This is a genomic window from Sphingobacterium sp. Ag1 (assembly GCF_000988325.1).
In the GTDB taxonomy this organism is placed as follows: Bacteria; Bacteroidota; Bacteroidia; order Sphingobacteriales; family Sphingobacteriaceae; genus Sphingobacterium.
Genome location: NZ_LBGU01000032.1, coordinates 18,955 through 36,887 on the forward strand (window position 1 = coordinate 18,955; position 17,933 = coordinate 36,887).

Below are 17,933 nucleotides of genomic sequence, written 5' to 3' on the forward strand. Positions count from 1 at the left end.
ATTTGAATTTAATAGCAATATAGCATATCTGGGTCATTTTAGCTCCAATTTGTGCTTTTCAATGATGGATATTTCATATATTTGGTTGAGCCAGTTAAAAAAATTAATGAGAGAAGCATCCTTTGTAGAACGAAATAAAGAAAAATGGGCGTTAATTGAAAATAATTTATCAATTAATATGCAGGTTGATCCAGATGAACTGGCCTCAAATTACATTGAGCTCACCAATGATCTGGCTTATGCACAAACTTTTTACCCTGAAAGTAAGGTGAAGGCTTACCTGAATGAACTGGCTGTGACCGTACATCAGAAAATCTATAAAGATCAAAAAGCTTCCAATAATAAGTTTAAATCTTTTATCAATGAAGAGATACCGCAGGCAATCTGGTCAATCCGTAGACCTTTGTTGTACTCCTTCTTAATTTTTGTTTTGGCTTCAGTCATTGGTTTTGTATCGTCTGTATACGATATGGATTTTATTCGGCTTATTTTAGGTGACTACTATGTCGATTCGACGATAGAAAGTATAAAAGCGGGTGATCCTGCTGCGGTATATGGAAAGGGGAGCAACTTTGGATCAGCGATTTGGATTACGATTAATAATGTGCGGGTTGCTTTTATGGCCTTTGCTGCTGGACTATTTTTCAGTGTAGGGACAGGTTATGTGCTGTTTAGCAATGGTATTATGCTTGGTGCATTTCACCATATGTTTTTCCAGTATGGCGTTATGGGGAAAGCCATGTCGGCGATTTGGATTCATGGTACCATTGAAATCTCGGTAATTATTGTGGCAGGGGGATGTGGACTGGCCATCGGTAATAGCATTCTATTTCCCAAATCGTTTACACGTTTGACATCTTTTGTTCGTACTGCAAAGATTGCGATGAAAGTTTTAGTCAGCACGATTCCTTTTTTTATTATAGCCGGTACATTGGAAGGTTTTGTGACACGGTATTATAATGCGTCAATTTGGTTATGCTTATTGATCATCGTTTTATCCGTGCTGGCTATCCTTTATTTTTATGTTATTAATCCTTATCGACTAGCAAAACGATTTCAATGGAAATAGATTTTGAGTTTCAAAAAGAACGTAAGGTGGGAGACTTTATCCAAAGTTTCATAGATCTTTTTAAATTGATCTATAAGCACTTTGTTTCTACTATTTTTGGTTTATCTGCGGTTCCCCTAGCAGCGATTGCTTTAGTTTACTATTTTCTCTCTACAAAAATCACTTTTTCGGCCAATAGCGATTCTTTTGAGGATATTGATGCTTTTACTTGGGCTGGATTACTCATTTTGGCATTGATTGCTTTGGGATTGTACGTTTATGGTATTTCCATTGAGTATTTTATGCTACTCAAAGAACGTAAAAGCACAGCATTTTCAGGATCGGAAGTGTTCAGCAATTTCAGATCTAACCTCGGTAAATACTTTATGTTTTTGATTGCCATGATATTGGCTTTAATCGTTGTCTTTATCCCACTGGCAATCGTAGCGGCGATTTGTGCATTTATCCCTTTTATTGGAAGTTTTGCCATTGGTATATTGGGCTCGATGGTTGGGATATGGTTGTTTTGCTCTTTTCTATTTTATCGGGAAGGTTATTCGGATCTGGGAAGCTGTTTTACAGATGCCTATGTCATGTTGAGCAAAAAATTGATTCAATACGGTATCGCAACCTACATTGTGAACTTTATTTTTCAAATGGCTGTCATGATGATTTCCATTGTGCCGTTGGTTATCATGGGGCTTTTGTCATTCAACTTCCTCGGAATAGATGCCGCTTTCTTTGACTCATCCTGGGGAAAACTCCTGATGACATTTGGAGGCTTATTTATCACACTATTTACGCTATTTCTTTATATGTCCGGTGTTTTGGCCAATGGTATTATTTATGAAACAGCCAAAGATCTCAAATTTGGAGAACGTATTTATGGTATGATCGAAAAGATAGGAGGAAAAGATGAATAAACTCTTGTCTTTTTTCTGCATTGCCTGTTTGTCGGTTATGTATGCCTGTGATCCCAAGCCAAGGGACACGGACTCCAACAGCGGTAGGATTGATTCACTTAATGTGCAAATAGATTCTACTTTGGTGGGAGCAGATTCTCTCCGCATTGATTCTGCAGTAAAGGCACCCAATGGCCAACAGGAAAAAGACGAAATTGACCTGTGGGACCCAGCATTATTTGATTCGATCCCAAAATATACCGAAGAACGTTCGTTTAAAATGGATCCTTATCAGGATATTATCAAACGTTACGAGACGGACGAATTTGTTTATTCTGAAAATATTAAAGATCGGGTGGGCGTATTGCAACGCATCCTTGCCCGGCTCGCCGATTGGATCGGAAGTATCATGCCCGATAATCCTTATAAATTTCGGGAAGAATTTGGCTATGTATTTGCCTTCTTAGCTGTCATCGCATTAGCGTTTATTCTTTATAAAGTGCTCTATAACAGAAAACAATATTTTATTAAGCATAGTGAAGAGGAGAGTGAACTGGACGTTTTAGCGTATGTGGAGCGAAACCTAATGAATAGTAACCTGGAACCTTATATTCAGGAGGCTATTGCCCAAAGGAATTATGCATTGGGTATCCGGTACTTACAGCTATTGAATATTCAGAAACTAGCGCAATCCGATCATATCAAATGGAAGCTGAGCAAAACGAATGCTGAATTTACACAGGAGATTCAAAACGAGGAGCTCCGTCGCGGATTTGCGGAATGTACAAGAATATTTGATTATGTCTGGTTTGGCCAATTTGAATTAACAAAGGACAATTTTAATCAATATCAGCAATTGTTTCACCAATATCAAAAACAAATTAAATGAAGGGATCGGTAAAATTTGGATTGATATTATTGACTGTTGTGTTAGTGTTAATAGCCCTTATCGATGCAACAAGTAAGAAACCGATTATCTGGGATCGGACTTTTGATGCAAAAGATAAAAATCCTTTTGGCGCTTATGTGCTACGTCAAGAACTAAAGCATATCATTGATCAAAAGAACACAACGATTGAGCGACCATTGTATGAATATTTAGACAGTACAAAGAAAACCGACGCTAACTTATTTTTTTATACCTCCTATTTTTCGATGGGTGAAGCAGCGGAAGATAAATTACTGGATTATGTAAACCGGGGTGGGAAAGCAATGATTGTAGCCGAGGATATTGATCCTTACCTGTTGGATTCCCTCGGGTTGAAAACAGATAACTTCTATGGTTTTAAAAAAGGTGTGAATATAAAAAGCCAGCTGCGTGTGCGCTTGATGAACGATAACAATAAAATTCATTATAGTAAATCAGATCTTGGCGAAGTATTCAAAAAACTTCCTAAACATGCGACCATTTTGGGCGCGATTACCTATAAGGAATTTACGTTACCGAACTTCATAGCCGTTCAATTCGGTAAAGGGACATTCTATCTGCACCTGACCCCTGATTTATTTGGAAACTATTACTTGCTGAATTCCGCTTCGCAATATGCCTATGTTGCTAAGTCGTTATCTTATCTAAATGATAAGCCGATCGCTTGGTATGATTTTAAAGCGAATCTGGAGCAATATCGGACACCTTTGCGTGTATTGCTTATGAACGATGGTCTTAGGCAAGCTTGGTATGTTTTGTTGGCGGGGCTAGTCCTTTTGCTTGTGTTTCGAAGTAGACGTGAGCAACGGGCTGTGGCGGTCGTGAGCCCAGAACCGAATCTCTCGAAGGACTTTTGTGGAACCATTGCCACTTTATATTATGAAAATGGCGCACCAGGTAATATGGTCGCAAAAAAAATAGATTACTTCCTGCACGATCTTCGGATGCGGTTTCATTTGGACACGCTGATGTTGCGGGAAGAGGAGTTCAGTGAAGAACTGGCTGAGCGGGCTGGAGTTCCGCTCGTAGAGACACAGTCTTTAATCAGGCTGATTGTTCGTATGCAAGATGCTAAACAACATGATGTGGCTGATCTCAAATTGATTAATGATACAATAGAAGAGTTTAAACATAAAGCAAAAATGATATGAGTGACTTCGATAAATATATATCTTTTGAAAACCGAATAGATGTCTCGGTTTTATTCGATAAAATGACGCAGGTAAAGTCGGAGGTGAAAAAAGTCATCGTTGGGCAGGATCAATTGATTGACATGCTCTTAATCTCGATCTTGGCCTCAGGGCATTCTTTGATCGAGGGCTTACCCGGGGTGGCGAAAACATTATCCGCAAAATTGATCGCCAAAACGATTCATAGTGAATTCAAGCGGATTCAATTTACACCGGATTTAATGCCCTCGGATGTAACCGGTTCGTCGATACTTGACTTGAAAAGTAATGAATTTGAATTTCGTAGAGGGCCTATTTTTGCAAATATTGTTTTAATCGATGAAATCAATCGTGCTCCGGCAAAGACGCAGGCAGCACTTTTTGAAAGCATGGCGGAGCAACAGGTGTCGGTAGATGGAACAACCTATCAATTGCCGGGGCCGTTTGTTGTTTTTGCGACTCAAAATCCCATCGAACACGAAGGTACTTATCGACTGCCGGAAGCTCAGCTCGACCGTTTCTTGTTTAAGATCAATGTGAACTATCCTGAACTTGAACAGGAATTGGAAATATTGAAGGAGCATCATGCTCAAAAAGCACAAAATAAAGAGGATCAGGTTCAGGCTGTAGTTTCGGCCACAGAAATTTTAGAATTCCAGAAATTGATCAAGTCTATTTTTGTTCACGAGGAGTTGCTAACTTACATTGCTCAAGTTATTATAAAAACACGAACGAATCCAAGTTTGACATTAGGTGCATCACCGCGGGCTTCTATTGCTTTGCTGGAATCAGCAAAGGCTTCAGCTGCGTTGACAGGCCGGGACTTTGTTACTCCTGAAGATATTCGGAGGGTAGCGTCCGCCGTGCTGGGTCACCGTGTCATGTTGACTCCAGAAAGGGAAATGGAAGGATTTACCACCGCCTATGTCATCGACCAAATCATTAATTCTGTAGAAATTCCTAGATAATGAAGAAACTAAAACAGCTCTTTCTAACAAATCAATTCTTCTACTCCCTATTGGGGATGGCTACACTCTTTACATTTTCTTTTTTCATCAAAGGATTGTTGATTGTGGCCTGGATTGTCTTTTGGATCTGGTTGGCTGTTTTGGCTTTTGATTTTATTGTCTTATTCTCAGGAAAGGGTAAAATTGAAATCACACGGATATATCCTGAAAAATTATCCAACGGAGATGAAAACCCGATGAAGCTTATGGTGAGCTCTTTTTATCCATTTGCAACAAAAGTGGATATTTTGGAGGAGTTCCCGGTACAGCTTCAAATTCGGGACAAGGATTTTGAAGCCACTTTACCCGCCTTTCAGCGCTCAGAAATTTCGTTTTCCTTGCGGCCCACACAAAGGGGAATTTATCAGTTTGGTCGTTGTATGGCTTTGGTTAAGCGTTTCGGATTTTTCAAAAGAAGGTTTGTTACGAATCAGGAACAGGAAATCCCCTGTTATCCATCCTATATTCAGCTTAGAAAATATCAACTGCTTGCAACGAGTAACAGGTTAAATGAACTGGGTATAAAGCGTATTCGACGCATTGGTTCAGCCATGGAATTTGACCATGTTAGAGAGTATGTGCAGGGGGACGATTATAGGCATATGAACTGGAAGGCGTCCGCAAAAGTAAAGAAGCTGATGGTCAATCAATACGAAGAAGAGAAGTCTCAGCCGATCTATTCATTTATTGATTTGGGCCGGGCAATGCGTATGCCATTCAACGGTCTTACCTTATTGGATTATTCCATTAATGCTGCACTTGTTCTTTCCAATGCGACCATCTTAAAGCAGGACCGAGCCGGATTATTAACCTTTTCAAAAGATATCAATGCATTTATAGCTGCAGAAAAGAGGAATAATCAAATGCATAAGATTTCGGAAGCACTATATCAGGTGTCGACCAAATTTGAGGAGTCTGAATTTGGAAGATTATATAGTTATGCCAATGCACATATTAACAAGCGGTCGCTTATTTTTGTCTATACCAATTTTGAGACCTTAGATTCCTTAAAACGTCAGATAAATTATCTGTCGATGTTGAATAGGAGCCACATCATCGTCATCGTTGTTTTTAAAAATGTGGAAATTGAAGAGTTAGCCAAGAGTGCCCCCAAAAAAACCATTGATATTTACAACCAGGTCATTGCTGAAAAGTTTATCTATGAAAAACAGCTTATTGTACAAGAACTGATTCGCAACGGCTTTCAGACCATCTATACAGCGCCCGAAAATCTGACCATCAACTCCATCAATAAATATTTGGAAATTAAGGCACGGGGCCTTATTTAATGATGGAAGTATCTTTCACCATGACTTTTGTCCAGTGATGCTGATATTTTTCGATCGCTTTTAAATGAATCGGATGTGTCTCGTAGCGGGTAATATCTTGAAGGTTTTTGAAAGTGACGATCAACGTATAGTCAAAGCTGTTGTCTACGACAGGTCGCGGGTTTGTATGGGCTGGAATTCCATAGTTAAGTGTTTTGATGACGTCGATTTTACGCAGTTCCTCAAAAAATCCAACAAAATTCTTTTTTTCTTTTTCACTGAGATCTTCTTTTAGCCAAAAATTCACAACGTGGACAATGGTGGTTGGTTGGATATCCTCATCCGATTGAACATTATTTGCCCATGTTGGGGCAGTTACGAGCACCATTGGTGCCAGAAGAAAATTGCGTCTTTTCATGATTGAAACGGTTTAGAACTTTTAAGATACAAAACCTGCGTGATTTTACCAATAGCCTGGGTATAAAAGTCGGTTCAAACTGTTTAAGAATAGAGTGCTGAGAAGGCGCTGTGAAGGGAGGGTATAAAGTTGTATAAAAAAGGGACTATCCAAACTTGGACAGCCCCATTCTATTTTGATGGACGTCTGGCCCTTATAAACCAAACTCTTCTTTTACTTTGTCGATATAATCCAGTTTTTCCCAAGTGAACAGTTCAACTTCGACTTGCTTTTTCTCGCCTGTCGAGCTTTCGAACTCCTTGGTTACTTTTCTTGGTGTTCTTCCCATGTGTCCATAGGCTGCAGTTTCTGAATAAATTGGATTTCTCAGCCCCAAACGGGTTTCAATTCCATATGGCGTCATGTCAAATAAGTGGGCTATTTTTTCCGCAATCTGGCCATCAGTCAGGTTGACTTTGCTCGTGCCGTAGGTATTTACATAGATTCCCATTGGATCTTTTACGCCAATTGCATAGGAAATCTGTACGAGAATTTCATCTGCAACACCCGCTGCCACTAAGTTTTTGGCGATGTGACGGGTTGCATAAGCTGCAGAACGGTCCACCTTTGATGGATCTTTTCCTGAGAAAGCACCACCACCATGTGCACCTCGGCCGCCGTAGGTATCGACAATGATCTTACGGCCGGTAAGACCGGTGTCTCCATGAGGTCCGCCGATAACAAACTTTCCGGTTGGATTGATGTGAAACTTAATTTCATCGTTAAATAACAACTGAAGTTCGGGTTTCAATTGTGCTTTAACACGTGGAATTAAGATTGTTTTGATGTCATGTGTGATTTTATCCAACATGGCTTGTTCGGTGTCAAAGTCGTCATGTTGCGTAGAGATGACGATGGCGTCAATTCTTTTTGGTTTGTGATCGTCGCTATACTCTAGGGTAACTTGAGATTTTGCATCGGGGCGCAAATATTTAATTTCGTTATTTTCGCGACGCAGCTCGGCCAATTCATAAAGTAAGCGATGCGAAAGGTCTAATGCCAAAGGCATAAAATTTTCGGTTTCGTTATTGGCATAACCGAACATGATCCCCTGGTCACCCGCACCCTGCTCCTGTCTTGTCTTGCGGTCTACTCCTTGATTAATATCAGCAGATTGCTCGTGAATCGCCGAAAGGACACCACATGAGTTCGCCTCGAACATATACTCAGATTTGGTATAGCCAATCTTTTGGATTACCGAACGGGCTATTTTTTGAACATCGAGGTATATGTTTGATTTAACTTCCCCAGCAAGGACAACCTGCCCAGTTGTTACCAGCGTTTCAATAGCGACGCGCGAATCTTCGTCCCAAGCTAAAAAATTGTCTATTAATGCATCTGAAATTTGATCCGCAATTTTGTCTGGATGCCCTTCAGAAACAGATTCTGACGTAAATAAATAAGCCATGCTTTACGTAATTTTTAATATTGGATTTGCGCTAGAATGAAATAACAGCAAAGTGATAAGAGCCGTGACAGCGAAGGGTTTTTAGCACTTTTTTACTGTGGTTGCAATCTCCTTGTCGTTGCCTTGTAACGCAACAGCACGCAAATCAGTCCACATTCTATTTTTTGTGCGACAAAGCTACAATACTTTAGGGAGTATTTAAAATCAAATTTATATTTTAACTTTTAAAAGCATGTGAAAACGTGCCGACAGGTATAAAGATTACATTATTTTAAGAAATTGGTAATTTCCGCTATCTTTGGATATGTCAGAACGTAAACAAATATTGTTTGTTATTAATCCTATTTCAGGGGGGAAAAATAAAACTTCTTTTAAAAAGCAGGTGCTCGATGTGCTTGATCTTCAGAAATTTGACCCCACTTTTCAACAGACCGCAAGACCCAACCATGCTTACGAAATTGGTTTGAAAGCCATTGAGGAAGGATATGATGCTGTCATAGCGGTCGGCGGTGATGGTACGATCAATGAATTGGGCTCTGCTTTGGTTGGATCGGGCATTCCGTTGGGTATTATTCCTGAGGGCTCTGGTAATGGCCTAGCACTTTATTTGGGAGTTCCCATGAATGAGGCTGCCGCTATCCGCCGGATTAATCGTTTTGAATCGATTGAGGTTGATTGTGGTATTATTAATAATAGAAGGTTTTTTAATATAGCTGGTTTGGGCTTTGATGCATCCGTGAGTGAAAATTTTGCCAATGAAAATATTCGTGGACCTCTGGGGTATATGAAGTCAGTTTTTAATGTGCTCAGTAAATACCAGCCGGCGCACTATAAATTGACTATTGATGGAAAGGTATACGAACGACAAGCCTTTATGATCAGTGTGGCAAATTCACCACAGTATGGGAATAATGCCTATATCGCGCCACAAGCCTCCGTTAACGATGGTATTTTGGATGTCTGTATCGTACACAAATTTCCACTTTATATTTTGCCCAAGATGATTTTTCATCTTTTTAATAAATCAGCAGATCAATCCAGCTACGTTGAGATTATTCCAGGGAAGAACATACAGATCGAAGTCGATCAGGTGTCACCGGTCCACGTAGACGGTGAACCCATCGAACTTGGCGATAAACTGGATATTTCCATTATGCCAAAAGCATTAAAGATAATTTGTTAAGATCATGAGTAAAAATAAAAAACAGTCCTACGAGGGCGTTGTATATTCGACAGATGACAGCTTCAGTTATCAGCTGGCTGATTTTTTTCAGGAAGCAGATACTTTACCTGTAAATCAGCAAAATTTAAAAGTGCAGCTTGACCGGAAAATGCGAAAAGGGAAAGTTGTTACGTTAGTAACGGGATTTGTTGGGAAAGAGGAAGACTTGGAAAGTTTAGGTAAATTGTTGAAAACGAAGTGCGGAGTTGGCGGAACCGTGAAGGACGGCGAGGTCATCATTCAAGGCGAGTTTAAACAAAAGATCTATGATTTGTTACTTAAAGAGGGGTATCGCGTGAAATTAGTTGGTGGTTAAACAAGTATATCAGGGATAATTGTGGTAAATCTAACGAGTTGTTTATTAGGGAAATATACCTTTAATGACGCGCGTTTGATTGTTTCAAAACATGAGTAATCACTTACTTTTTGTCGTTTAAAATCCTTGATTTTCTTGCATATCAAAAAAAAAATGGCTTTCATTGTAAAATAATTATTGCGAATAAGCGATTTAGCATAGAGTAATAATGATTATATAACGGGAACTGCTGAGAAAAATAACACGGATTAATGGTGTGTTCAGTTTGAAAAAACAAATTTGATTTTTTTTATGTATTTAAGAGGAATATTTTAAATTTGACATTAAATATTAAATTTGCTTTGCAAAATTGATTTCAAAAGCGACTAAGAGTGCATATAATTTAAACAACATTATATATTTAAACAACAGTAAAAAACTAAAAATTAGAAAAATGGCAAACGCACCTAAAACTGCTGCAAAACAAGAGAGCAACAACGGAGGATCTTTCTTTGCTCAAGCTGCAATCATCATCTGTTTCATCGTGGGTTTCTGTGTATGGAAATTTGTGATGGGTAATCCAACTAACTTCGTTGACAACAATCCTGAAAATGCTCCAAATCCAGGTAACTACTTAGGAATGGTTTACCATGCTGGGGCTATCGTACCTGTTTTGCTTGGTTTATTCTTAATGGTATGGGTTTTCTCAGTAGAACGTTTAATCGTTATTAACAAAGCATCTGGTACAGGAAATGTTGGAAACTTTGTGAGAAAAATCCAAACTTTGATTAATGGTGGAAACATCGACACAGCAATCGCTGAGTGTGACAAACAAAAAGGTTCAGTAGCAAACGTAGTTAAAGCTGGTTTATTGAAATACAAAGCAGTATCAGTAGATCCTAACGTTGACACTGAAAAAGCTACTATCGCAATTCAAAAAGAAATCGAAGAAACTACAGCATTAGAAATGCCAATGTTAGAGAAAAACTTGAACGTTATCGCTACATTAGTTTCTATCGGTACATTATGTGGTCTATTAGGTACAGTAACAGGTATGATCAAAGCGTTCTCGGCATTGGCTACAGGTGGTGCTCCAGATTCAGCTAAATTGGCAAACGGTATCTCTGAGGCCTTGATCAATACAGCAACTGGTATCGCGACTTCAACATTCGCTATTGTATTGTATAACATCTTTACTGCAAAAATCGATAAATTAACTTACTCTATCGACGAAGCTGGTTTCTCAATCGTACAAACATACGCTGCAAACCACAAATAAGAACTATGATGAAAGTTTTTGATTTTATTTTATGGAAATCAAAAATCAAAAGCATCATAGGATAGAAGATTGAGTTTTTAATTTAAAAGGAAGAATTTAAAATGGGTAAAGCAAAAGTAAAAAGAGCCAGTACGTCGATCGACATGACAGCGATGTGTGACGTATCGTTCTTACTGCTTACGTTCTTCGTCTTAACGGCGACAGCGCGCCAACCGGAAGCATTGACGGTGGATACCCCAGCATCGACTACGAAAGATAAGTTACCTGATTCAAATGTAGGTATGATCACAATAGGCGATCAAGGTAAAGTTTTCTTCGGTACGACTGATCAACAGGTTCGCGTAAAAGCATTGGAAAGAATGTCAGCAAAGTATGGCGTTGGCTTTTCACAAGAAGATTATGATCGTTTCAAATTGATGGAAAACTTCGGTGTACCAATGTCTAAGTTAAAAGCATTGTTGGCTTTGGATGGAAGTAAGCGTACAGAAAAAGGTGTGCAAACTGGTATCCCAATTGATAGTACAGAAAATACTTCAAATGAGTTGTATTACTGGGTTCAAAATACCCGTCTAGCAGCTGAGGAAGTAAATAAAGAAAAAGAGGCCGCCGATAAAAATTTCGTGCACCCCGGACCTTTAAAAATGGCTATCAAAGCAGATGCGAATGAAAAATATCCTTCGGTTAATTTAGTTATTGAAACATTGCGTAATCAAAAGCAAAACAAATTTAGTTTCATAACAGGCATGCGTGCTGAGGAGAAATAATTGACGATTTAATAAGAACAAACAATGGCAGAATTAAATCAGGATAGTGGTAAAAAAGGCAAAGGCGGGAAAGTAAGATCCAAAAAGAATGGTGGTAAGGTTGACCTTACAGCCATGGTGGATTTGGCTTTCTTGTTGATCACCTTCTTCATGTTGACCACGTCCTTAAATAAACCGCAGGCAATGGATGTGGCTATGCCAGACAAAAATAAAATTAAGGAGCAACAAAACGATGAATTGCTTACAGCAGATAATCGTTCCCTTACAATTTTATTGGGTTCTGACAATAAAGTCTCTTGGGTATATGGTCAAGTAGCTCGTCCGATCGAAGGTCCAACTGTTGCTGGTTACGGTGCAGATGGGATTCGTAAGGTCTTGATGGAAAAAAAGGCTTATGTACCTCGCGTATCAGGCGGTAAAGACATGATTGTAATCATTCGTCCTAGTGATAAATGTACGCAACGTAATCTTGTTGATATTCTTGATGAGATGAAAATTGTAGACGTAAAACGCTATATGATCGGAAAGATTACACCAGAGGAAGTGGAAGTGTTAAAACGTGACAATATCTATAATGATTAGTTATTAGATTGACACAAAAAACTAAAATAAAATGATAGGGTCAAAATTAGATATTTTTAAAAAAGAATGGCTTGATGTCGTTTTTCAAGGCCGTAACAAGGAATATGGAGCTTACGAGCTTCGTAAACTTGCGCCTAAAGCGACTAATAGAGGTCTACTCGTCGTTATCGGCTTCGTAGTGCTAGCAAGTCTTCTTCGTCTTTTCGGAGATAAAATTTTTCCGAAAAAGGCAGTTGAAGCACCTCCAGCAGTAACCGAGGTTACTTTGGAAGACCTTGAAGAAATCAAACCACCAGAGCCACCAGAAGAGGAGCCGCTTCCGCAAGAACCGGAAGAAAAACCTCAGCAAGTAGCTATGGATGTGCCAAAAGAGGATTTGGTTCGTTTCCCTGAACCTAAAGTAGCTCCTGCAAACAAAGTTGTGGAAGAAGTTGCTTCTCAGGAAGAGTTGAAGGATCCAAATAAAACGCCAGCACGTATTACTTTGAAAGGTAGCCCGACTGGTACTTCCGTTGCACGTGGTGAGTTTGGCTCGAAGAAACAAGATGGCGCGATCACGGGTGCTGCAAAAGGAGATCCAAATGGTAATGGAGATGAAATTCTTCCATTTAATGCCATCGAGGTTCAACCAACGCCTGTAGGTGGTATGCAAGCATTTATGTCTTGGATTGCTTCAAACTATGAGTATCCGGCTGCGGCAACTGAAAATGGTGTAAATGGTGTCGTTGAAGTATCCTTCGTTGTAGAAAAAGATGGTAGCTTGACAGACATCAATATCAAACGCGATTTGAAATATGGTACTGGAGATGCAGCTGTAAGGTTGCTTAAAAAAGCGAAGAAATGGAAACCTGGTATTCAAAATGGTCGTCCAGTTCGCGTAGCGTACACTTTACCAATTCGATTGAACCTTCAAAATTAGAATGACAAATTTTAATTCGAATAATAGTTCAAATTATAGACAGAAATCGCCTCTGAAGCGGTTTCTGTCTATTTTAGGACTTTTTATGTTTGGCTTTTACTTTGTTTTGGGCCTATTGATTATATTCTGGGATAATTTCCCCATTGAGATTAATCCAACTTACAAAACAATTTTTGGTGTCGTATTGATTCTGTATTCGTTTATGCGGTTTGTACGACTTTGGCAAAATAATTTTAATTGATCGCCTCTTTCTTTTAGCTACAGCCAAAACTCTCTTCAAAAGTTAAACTATTCTTTATTTAAACTGTCTTATTTTATGATGTATCGTATGAGAAAATATAAAATGGTTCTTGTGGTGCTGGGCATCTGTATGGGCGTATTTGTCTCTTGCAAAAATAAAACGAAGAGTGCAAAGGAAGGTGAGGACATTCTTACAGGGAAGCTTCCGGTGATTGTTGATCAGACCGTATTGCCCATTATTCAGGAGTCAGCGGATGTTTTTGAAAGTTCTTATCCAAATTCAAGTTTGGAATTGATGGCGAGACCGGAAATTAGAGCTGTAAATGCATTGCTGTCTGATTCGGCTTATGTGGTTGTATTGACTAGGAAATTGAGCAATGAGGAAGATAGCTATTTTAAGAAGCGCGGTATTCAGCCAAAGATATTTCAAATGGCTTCGGATGCTGTTGTACTGATTAATAATCGTAACAGCGCTGATACTATAATGCCACAAAACGACGTTAAGTCTTTGTTGGAAGGTAACTTAGCTGGACAACGGTTGATCTTTGATAATGCCAATTCGAGTACTCTACGCTATTTGAAAGACTATTTCAAATTGAACAAAATTGATCCGAAGGCTGTTTCTGCAATGAAGGATAGTGAAGATGTCATGAAATATGTCAGCGAGCAAGCGAATACAGTGGGCGTCATTGGCTACAATTGGTATTTAAAGGCTATCGAAAAAAATTCGAATTTATTGGATAAAATTCGTACATTGAGCATCGGAAGTGTGGGTAAGGAGGGCGAAAAGGTCAGTTTTTATAAACCATCTCAATCGACTATTGCTGATGGCTTATATCCTTTTGTCAGACCTGTCTACATTATGAACTATCAGCCGAATATGGGCCTAGGTTTGGGCTTCAGTGCTTTTTTGACAGGTGATCGTGGACAACGCATCGTATTAAAGGCGGGATTGGTTCCTGCCACCATGCCTGGACGGGAGATCATTATTAGAGATGAAAGTTATATTAAATAGATAATAAATAGTACAAAAATAGATTATGACAAACAGCAAATTATTATTTAGTCTTTTATTGGCCGGATCTGTGGGCACAGTAAGTGCACAAAGTTTGAAAGATGCTAGAGCAGCCATCGAGGCTGAGAATTATGGTAAAGCGAAAACTATCCTTCAACAGTTAGTGAGTAAGCAACCTAAGAATGGAGATAATTATTTCTATTTGGGTCAAATTTATTTGGTAAACGACAGAGCGGATTCTGCCGCTGCGATTTTCAACCAAGGTTTGGCTGCTGATCCAAAGGCTACGATCAATAATGTAGGTTTGGGTTATGTTGACTTAATGAAAAAGGATAAAGCAAGCGCTGAATCTAAATTCGCTTTGGCGACAGCAAAATTAGGTAAAAAAGATTACGAGCCATTATTGGAAATCGGTCGTGCTTATATTAATGCTCCTGAGCCTGATTATGCAAAAGCGTTGGAATACCTGACACAGGCGAAAGAGAAAAACAAAAAAGACGTTGCCGTTCCTATCGCATTAGGTGATGCGTATCGTGGTTTAAAAGAAGGTTCATTGGCTTATACAAGCTATGGTGAAGCAACTGATATCGACCCAAATTCAGTACAAGCGAAAGTTGGACAGGCGGTGATCGTACGCGGTGCGCAAGCTTTTGATGAGGCTATCACGCAACTGGAAGCTATCGCAGCAGAAACTCCGGCTTACGCACCTACTTACCGTGAGTTGGCTGAAACATACAACCAATGGTCTAGACTACCGGGCACTTCTGACGAGAAATATGTCGAGTTAAATAAAAAAGGTGTTGAGCAATACAAAAAATATCTAGAAGTTGCAGGCGATAATTCACTGGAAGCTAAAATCCGTTACGCCGATTTCTTGGTATATGCACGTCAATACGACGATTTGAAAGTGGTTTCTGAGGAATTAGCTAAAAATCCTTCTGTAGATCCAAAGATCTACCGTTATTTGGGTTATATCGCCTTCCAAAAAGCGAAAGATTATCCAAAAGCGTTGGATTACTTAAACCAGATGTTCAGCAAAATGGAAAAGGACCGTGTAATTCCATTGGATTATATGTACCTAGGAATGTCTGAAATTGCGGCTAACAGTCCGAAACATGCCGCTGGCGGGGCGGATAGCACAGCAGCCGCGGCTCCGGTATTGACAGCAGAAAATACAGCAAATATTCAAAAAGGTATCGCTGATATTAAGAAAGCAATTGATTTGGACAAAGAGCTCTTGGGTGAAACAGCCGAGTTGGCTTTTGCTAAATATCAGGAGCAAGAATTGCAGACAGCGGCCTCTCTATTCGAGCTAGTTGCTTCTTACAAAGACAATAAAACATATTTGTATGATGCAAATTACTATGCTGGAGAAGCTTACTATCAAATTGGTGCTAAAGAAGATGCCGCTAGTAAAAACGAAGAGCAAGTTGTCGTTAATCAAGAATTGAGAGACAAAGCTATTGCCGATTTGCAAAAATCACAGACTTTCTTATCCGTTATTGAAACGACAGACAATAAAGAAGCACTGGATAAATATCTGATCAATGCGCTTTATTACAAGGCTTTTGCAGCTTTAACTGCGGACAATCTGGAGCAGCCTAAAGGTGATTTCGTAGCATCCTTCCAAAAATTGATTGAAACAATCAATCAACGTGGTGCGCAAGAGAAAAATAAAAATTATTTAATCGATGCGAATACCTATATCGGCCTTTACTATTATGTGAAGCAAGATCTTCCTAAAGCGAAGGAGAGCTTCCAGAAAGTATTGGCAATAGATCCAACGAATGAAGCTGTTAAAGGCTATTTACAAGGGATCAAATAGGCTTAAGTAAAATCATTCTAAATTAGGCGTAGATCGTAATATCTACGCCTTTTTTGTTTTGTTTTTTACCGTGGAATCTCTATATTTAGAGACAGTTACCAATATAAATTGAATTGAGATGGAGCAAGCCAATAGTATGCCGATAGACTACTTGCCGATATTTATACAGCTTCTAGTTGCTGTAGGATTTGGGGTAGGTACCATAATTATTACACATCTTATCGGGCCAAAGGTCCGTACCGAAAACAAACTTGGGGCTTTTGAGTCGGGGATTGAAGTTGTCGGAAATGCCAGGCAGCCTTTCTCCATCAAGTATTTCTTGGTGGCCATCCTGTTTGTGATTTTTGATGTTGAAGTCATTTTCATGTACCCGTGGGCTGTAAACTTCCGGGAGATGGGATTGCAGGGCTTGATTGAGATGTTTATTTTCATGGGATTGCTCTTGTTGGGCTTTATCTATGTCATCAAGAAGAAAGCATTGAATTGGGACTAAACGTCCCGTTGGTCGTTGGCTCCTTGGGTCAATGATACTTAAACCTATAAATCGACTTTTCATGAGTGATATAAAATTGGCAGAAGCTCCTCCGGGAGTAGAAGGCGCAGGTTTTTTTGCGACGAGTTTGGATAAAGCTATCGGTTTGGCCCGGGCTAATTCGCTTTGGCCTTTGCCTTTTGCGACATCCTGTTGTGGTATCGAATTTATGGCAACAATGGGCTCTACTTACGATTTGGCCAGATTCGGCGCCGAACGCCCTAGTTTCTCACCCCGCCAGGCAGATATGCTTTTGGTGATGGGAACGATCGCTAAAAAGATGGCGCCAGTACTAAGGCAAGTCTACGTACAGATGGCAGAACCACGCTGGGTAATCGCTGTAGGGGCCTGTGCATCGAGTGGTGGTATTTTTGATACGTATTCTGTCTTACAGGGTATCGATGAAATTATACCGGTTGATGTGTACGTGCCCGGTTGTCCTCCCCGCCCAGAAGCAATTTTAGATGGCGTCTTACGTCTGCAGGACATCGTGAAGAATGAATCATTGAACCGGAGAAATACACCCGAATACAAGGCGTTGCTTGAAAAGTACGGAATACATACAAATAAATAGATGATGGAAAACAGTTTTTTATTGGATAAGCTCCAAGGAAATTTTCCGGGAAAGATTACAGAAATTCAAGATGCACACAATCTATTGACCATTGTTGTTGATACGGAAGACGTGATTGATGTACTTCGTTTCTTAAAATCGAATAACGAATTGCAGTTTATTCATCTCACGGATATTACGGCGGTACATTATCCGCATTTAGAAAAGGAATTTGCTGTAGTTTATCATATTCAAAGTCTCGTTTATAATATCCGAATTCGCGTGAAGGTCTTTTTGCATGGACCAAATCCTGAGATTCCAACGGCAACAGTCGTTTGGAGAGGTGCAAATTGGATGGAGCGTGAAACCTTCGATTTTTTTGGTGTCAATTTTATAGGACATCCCGATTTGAGAAGAATTTTGAATGTAGATGATATGGAGGTGTTTCCAATGCGTAAGGAATATCCTTTAGAGGATCCAAATCGCGTAGATAAGAAAGATTTGTATTTCGGCCGTTAAT

General features: G+C 39.5%; 19 protein-coding genes. 17 read left to right on the forward strand and 2 right to left on the reverse strand.

Annotation, left to right across the window (positions count from 1 at the left end; all coding sequences use genetic code 11):
* Positions 1-106: 106 nt before the first annotated feature.
* Genes AAW12_RS07810 through AAW12_RS07835 form a run of 6 tightly spaced genes read left to right on the forward strand, consistent with a single transcriptional unit; the run spans position 107 to position 6,343 of the window.
* Positions 107-1,069, forward strand: coding sequence for a stage II sporulation protein M (locus AAW12_RS07810; RefSeq protein ID WP_046673153.1), 963 nt, complete (start codon positions 107-109; stop codon positions 1,067-1,069).
* Positions 1,060-1,971 (forward strand): hypothetical protein, encoded by a 912-nt coding sequence (locus AAW12_RS07815; RefSeq protein WP_046673058.1) that lies wholly within the window; start codon positions 1,060-1,062, stop codon positions 1,969-1,971. The genes AAW12_RS07810 and AAW12_RS07815 overlap by 10 nt, the downstream gene beginning before the upstream one ends.
* Entirely contained in the window at positions 1,964-2,839 is an 876-nt protein-coding gene (locus AAW12_RS07820) for a DUF4129 domain-containing protein (RefSeq protein ID WP_046673059.1), read from the forward strand. Before AAW12_RS07815 ends, AAW12_RS07820 begins: the two co-directional genes overlap by 8 nt.
* The gene (locus tag AAW12_RS07825) at positions 2,836-4,029 is read left to right on the forward strand and encodes a DUF4350 domain-containing protein (RefSeq protein ID WP_046673060.1); all 1,194 of its coding nucleotides are present in this window, start codon (positions 2,836-2,838) and stop codon (positions 4,027-4,029) included. The genes AAW12_RS07820 and AAW12_RS07825 overlap by 4 nt, the downstream gene beginning before the upstream one ends.
* Positions 4,026-5,015, forward strand: a complete 990-nt coding sequence (locus tag AAW12_RS07830) for an AAA family ATPase (RefSeq protein WP_046673061.1) — start codon at positions 4,026-4,028, stop codon at positions 5,013-5,015. The genes AAW12_RS07825 and AAW12_RS07830 overlap by 4 nt, the downstream gene beginning before the upstream one ends.
* Entirely contained in the window at positions 5,015-6,343 is a 1,329-nt protein-coding gene (locus AAW12_RS07835; RefSeq protein ID WP_046673062.1) for a DUF58 domain-containing protein, read from the forward strand. Before AAW12_RS07830 ends, AAW12_RS07835 begins: the two co-directional genes overlap by 1 nt.
* Here the strand turns inward: AAW12_RS07835 and AAW12_RS07840 are convergent.
* Positions 6,336-6,740 (reverse strand): Dabb family protein, encoded by a 405-nt coding sequence (locus AAW12_RS07840; protein WP_046673063.1) that lies wholly within the window; start codon positions 6,738-6,740, stop codon positions 6,336-6,338. The two genes, AAW12_RS07835 and AAW12_RS07840, sit on opposite strands and share 8 nt — an antisense overlap.
* Positions 6,741-6,933: 193 nt before the next feature.
* Positions 6,934-8,187 carry a methionine adenosyltransferase gene (metK, locus tag AAW12_RS07845; RefSeq protein WP_046673064.1) on the reverse strand — a complete coding sequence of 418 codons (1,254 nt, stop codon included), beginning with the start codon at positions 8,185-8,187 and terminating at the stop codon, positions 6,934-6,936.
* Between the two features lie 304 nt (positions 8,188-8,491).
* Here metK and AAW12_RS07850 point away from each other — a divergent pair, with 304 nt between their 5' ends.
* The 11 genes from AAW12_RS07850 (at position 8,492) to AAW12_RS07905 (ending at position 17,932) form a co-directional block, all read left to right on the forward strand.
* Positions 8,492-9,370: a diacylglycerol/lipid kinase family protein gene (locus tag AAW12_RS07850; RefSeq protein WP_046673065.1), complete on the forward strand. Its 879-nt coding sequence runs from the start codon at positions 8,492-8,494 to the stop codon at positions 9,368-9,370.
* A gap of 4 nt (positions 9,371-9,374) precedes the next feature.
* Positions 9,375-9,725, forward strand: a complete 351-nt coding sequence (locus tag AAW12_RS07855; protein ID WP_046673066.1) for a translation initiation factor — start codon at positions 9,375-9,377, stop codon at positions 9,723-9,725.
* Between the two features lie 433 nt (positions 9,726-10,158).
* Positions 10,159-10,983, forward strand: coding sequence for a MotA/TolQ/ExbB proton channel family protein (locus AAW12_RS07860; protein WP_046673067.1), 825 nt, complete (start codon positions 10,159-10,161; stop codon positions 10,981-10,983).
* A 101-nt stretch (positions 10,984-11,084) separates the two neighbouring features.
* The gene (locus AAW12_RS07865; RefSeq protein WP_046673068.1) at positions 11,085-11,747 is read left to right on the forward strand and encodes an ExbD/TolR family protein; all 663 of its coding nucleotides are present in this window, start codon (positions 11,085-11,087) and stop codon (positions 11,745-11,747) included.
* 24 nt (positions 11,748-11,771) lie between these two features.
* Positions 11,772-12,329, forward strand: a complete 558-nt coding sequence (locus AAW12_RS07870) for an ExbD/TolR family protein (RefSeq protein WP_046673069.1) — start codon at positions 11,772-11,774, stop codon at positions 12,327-12,329.
* A 31-nt stretch (positions 12,330-12,360) separates the two neighbouring features.
* Positions 12,361-13,248 carry an energy transducer TonB gene (locus tag AAW12_RS07875; RefSeq protein ID WP_046673070.1) on the forward strand — a complete coding sequence of 296 codons (888 nt, stop codon included), beginning with the start codon at positions 12,361-12,363 and terminating at the stop codon, positions 13,246-13,248.
* A gap of 328 nt (positions 13,249-13,576) precedes the next feature.
* A complete protein-coding gene (locus tag AAW12_RS07885; RefSeq protein ID WP_231585229.1) occupies positions 13,577-14,503 on the forward strand; it encodes a PstS family phosphate ABC transporter substrate-binding protein in 927 nt (308 codons plus the stop codon).
* Between the two features lie 25 nt (positions 14,504-14,528).
* The gene (locus AAW12_RS07890) at positions 14,529-16,328 is read left to right on the forward strand and encodes a tetratricopeptide repeat protein (RefSeq protein WP_046673073.1); all 1,800 of its coding nucleotides are present in this window, start codon (positions 14,529-14,531) and stop codon (positions 16,326-16,328) included.
* 118 nt (positions 16,329-16,446) lie between these two features.
* On the forward strand, positions 16,447-16,821 hold the full coding sequence (locus AAW12_RS07895; RefSeq protein ID WP_046673074.1) for an NADH-quinone oxidoreductase subunit A: 375 nt from the start codon (positions 16,447-16,449) through the stop codon (positions 16,819-16,821).
* A 61-nt stretch (positions 16,822-16,882) separates the two neighbouring features.
* Positions 16,883-17,434: an NADH-quinone oxidoreductase subunit B gene (locus AAW12_RS07900; RefSeq protein ID WP_046673075.1), complete on the forward strand. Its 552-nt coding sequence runs from the start codon at positions 16,883-16,885 to the stop codon at positions 17,432-17,434.
* Positions 17,435-17,932 (forward strand): NADH-quinone oxidoreductase subunit C, encoded by a 498-nt coding sequence (locus tag AAW12_RS07905; RefSeq protein WP_046673076.1) that lies wholly within the window; start codon positions 17,435-17,437, stop codon positions 17,930-17,932. It abuts the gene before it with no gap.
* Position 17,933: the final 1 nt, after the last annotated feature.

Coding starts and splice junctions, on each gene's coding strand:
- AAW12_RS07825 (WP_046673060.1), top strand. CDS start 2,836: ATGAAGGGATCGGTAAAATTTGGATTGATATTATTGACTGTTGTGTTA.
- metK (WP_046673064.1), bottom strand. CDS start 8,187: ATGGCTTATTTATTTACGTCAGAATCTGTTTCTGAAGGGCATCCAGAC.
- AAW12_RS07860 (WP_046673067.1), top strand. CDS start 10,159: ATGGCAAACGCACCTAAAACTGCTGCAAAACAAGAGAGCAACAACGGA.
- AAW12_RS07835 (WP_046673062.1), top strand. CDS start 5,015: ATGAAGAAACTAAAACAGCTCTTTCTAACAAATCAATTCTTCTACTCC.
- AAW12_RS07815 (WP_046673058.1), top strand. CDS start 1,060: ATGGAAATAGATTTTGAGTTTCAAAAAGAACGTAAGGTGGGAGACTTT.
- AAW12_RS07865 (WP_046673068.1), top strand. CDS start 11,085: ATGGGTAAAGCAAAAGTAAAAAGAGCCAGTACGTCGATCGACATGACA.
- AAW12_RS07820 (WP_046673059.1), top strand. CDS start 1,964: ATGAATAAACTCTTGTCTTTTTTCTGCATTGCCTGTTTGTCGGTTATG.
- AAW12_RS07905 (WP_046673076.1), top strand. CDS start 17,435: ATGATGGAAAACAGTTTTTTATTGGATAAGCTCCAAGGAAATTTTCCG.
- AAW12_RS07885 (WP_231585229.1), top strand. CDS start 13,577: ATGAGAAAATATAAAATGGTTCTTGTGGTGCTGGGCATCTGTATGGGC.
- AAW12_RS07850 (WP_046673065.1), top strand. CDS start 8,492: ATGTCAGAACGTAAACAAATATTGTTTGTTATTAATCCTATTTCAGGG.
- AAW12_RS07840 (WP_046673063.1), bottom strand. CDS start 6,740: ATGAAAAGACGCAATTTTCTTCTGGCACCAATGGTGCTCGTAACTGCC.
- AAW12_RS07890 (WP_046673073.1), top strand. CDS start 14,529: ATGACAAACAGCAAATTATTATTTAGTCTTTTATTGGCCGGATCTGTG.
- AAW12_RS07870 (WP_046673069.1), top strand. CDS start 11,772: ATGGCAGAATTAAATCAGGATAGTGGTAAAAAAGGCAAAGGCGGGAAA.
- AAW12_RS07900 (WP_046673075.1), top strand. CDS start 16,883: ATGAGTGATATAAAATTGGCAGAAGCTCCTCCGGGAGTAGAAGGCGCA.
- AAW12_RS07895 (WP_046673074.1), top strand. CDS start 16,447: ATGGAGCAAGCCAATAGTATGCCGATAGACTACTTGCCGATATTTATA.
- AAW12_RS07855 (WP_046673066.1), top strand. CDS start 9,375: ATGAGTAAAAATAAAAAACAGTCCTACGAGGGCGTTGTATATTCGACA.
- AAW12_RS07830 (WP_046673061.1), top strand. CDS start 4,026: ATGAGTGACTTCGATAAATATATATCTTTTGAAAACCGAATAGATGTC.
- AAW12_RS07875 (WP_046673070.1), top strand. CDS start 12,361: ATGATAGGGTCAAAATTAGATATTTTTAAAAAAGAATGGCTTGATGTC.
- AAW12_RS07810 (WP_046673153.1), top strand. CDS start 107: ATGAGAGAAGCATCCTTTGTAGAACGAAATAAAGAAAAATGGGCGTTA.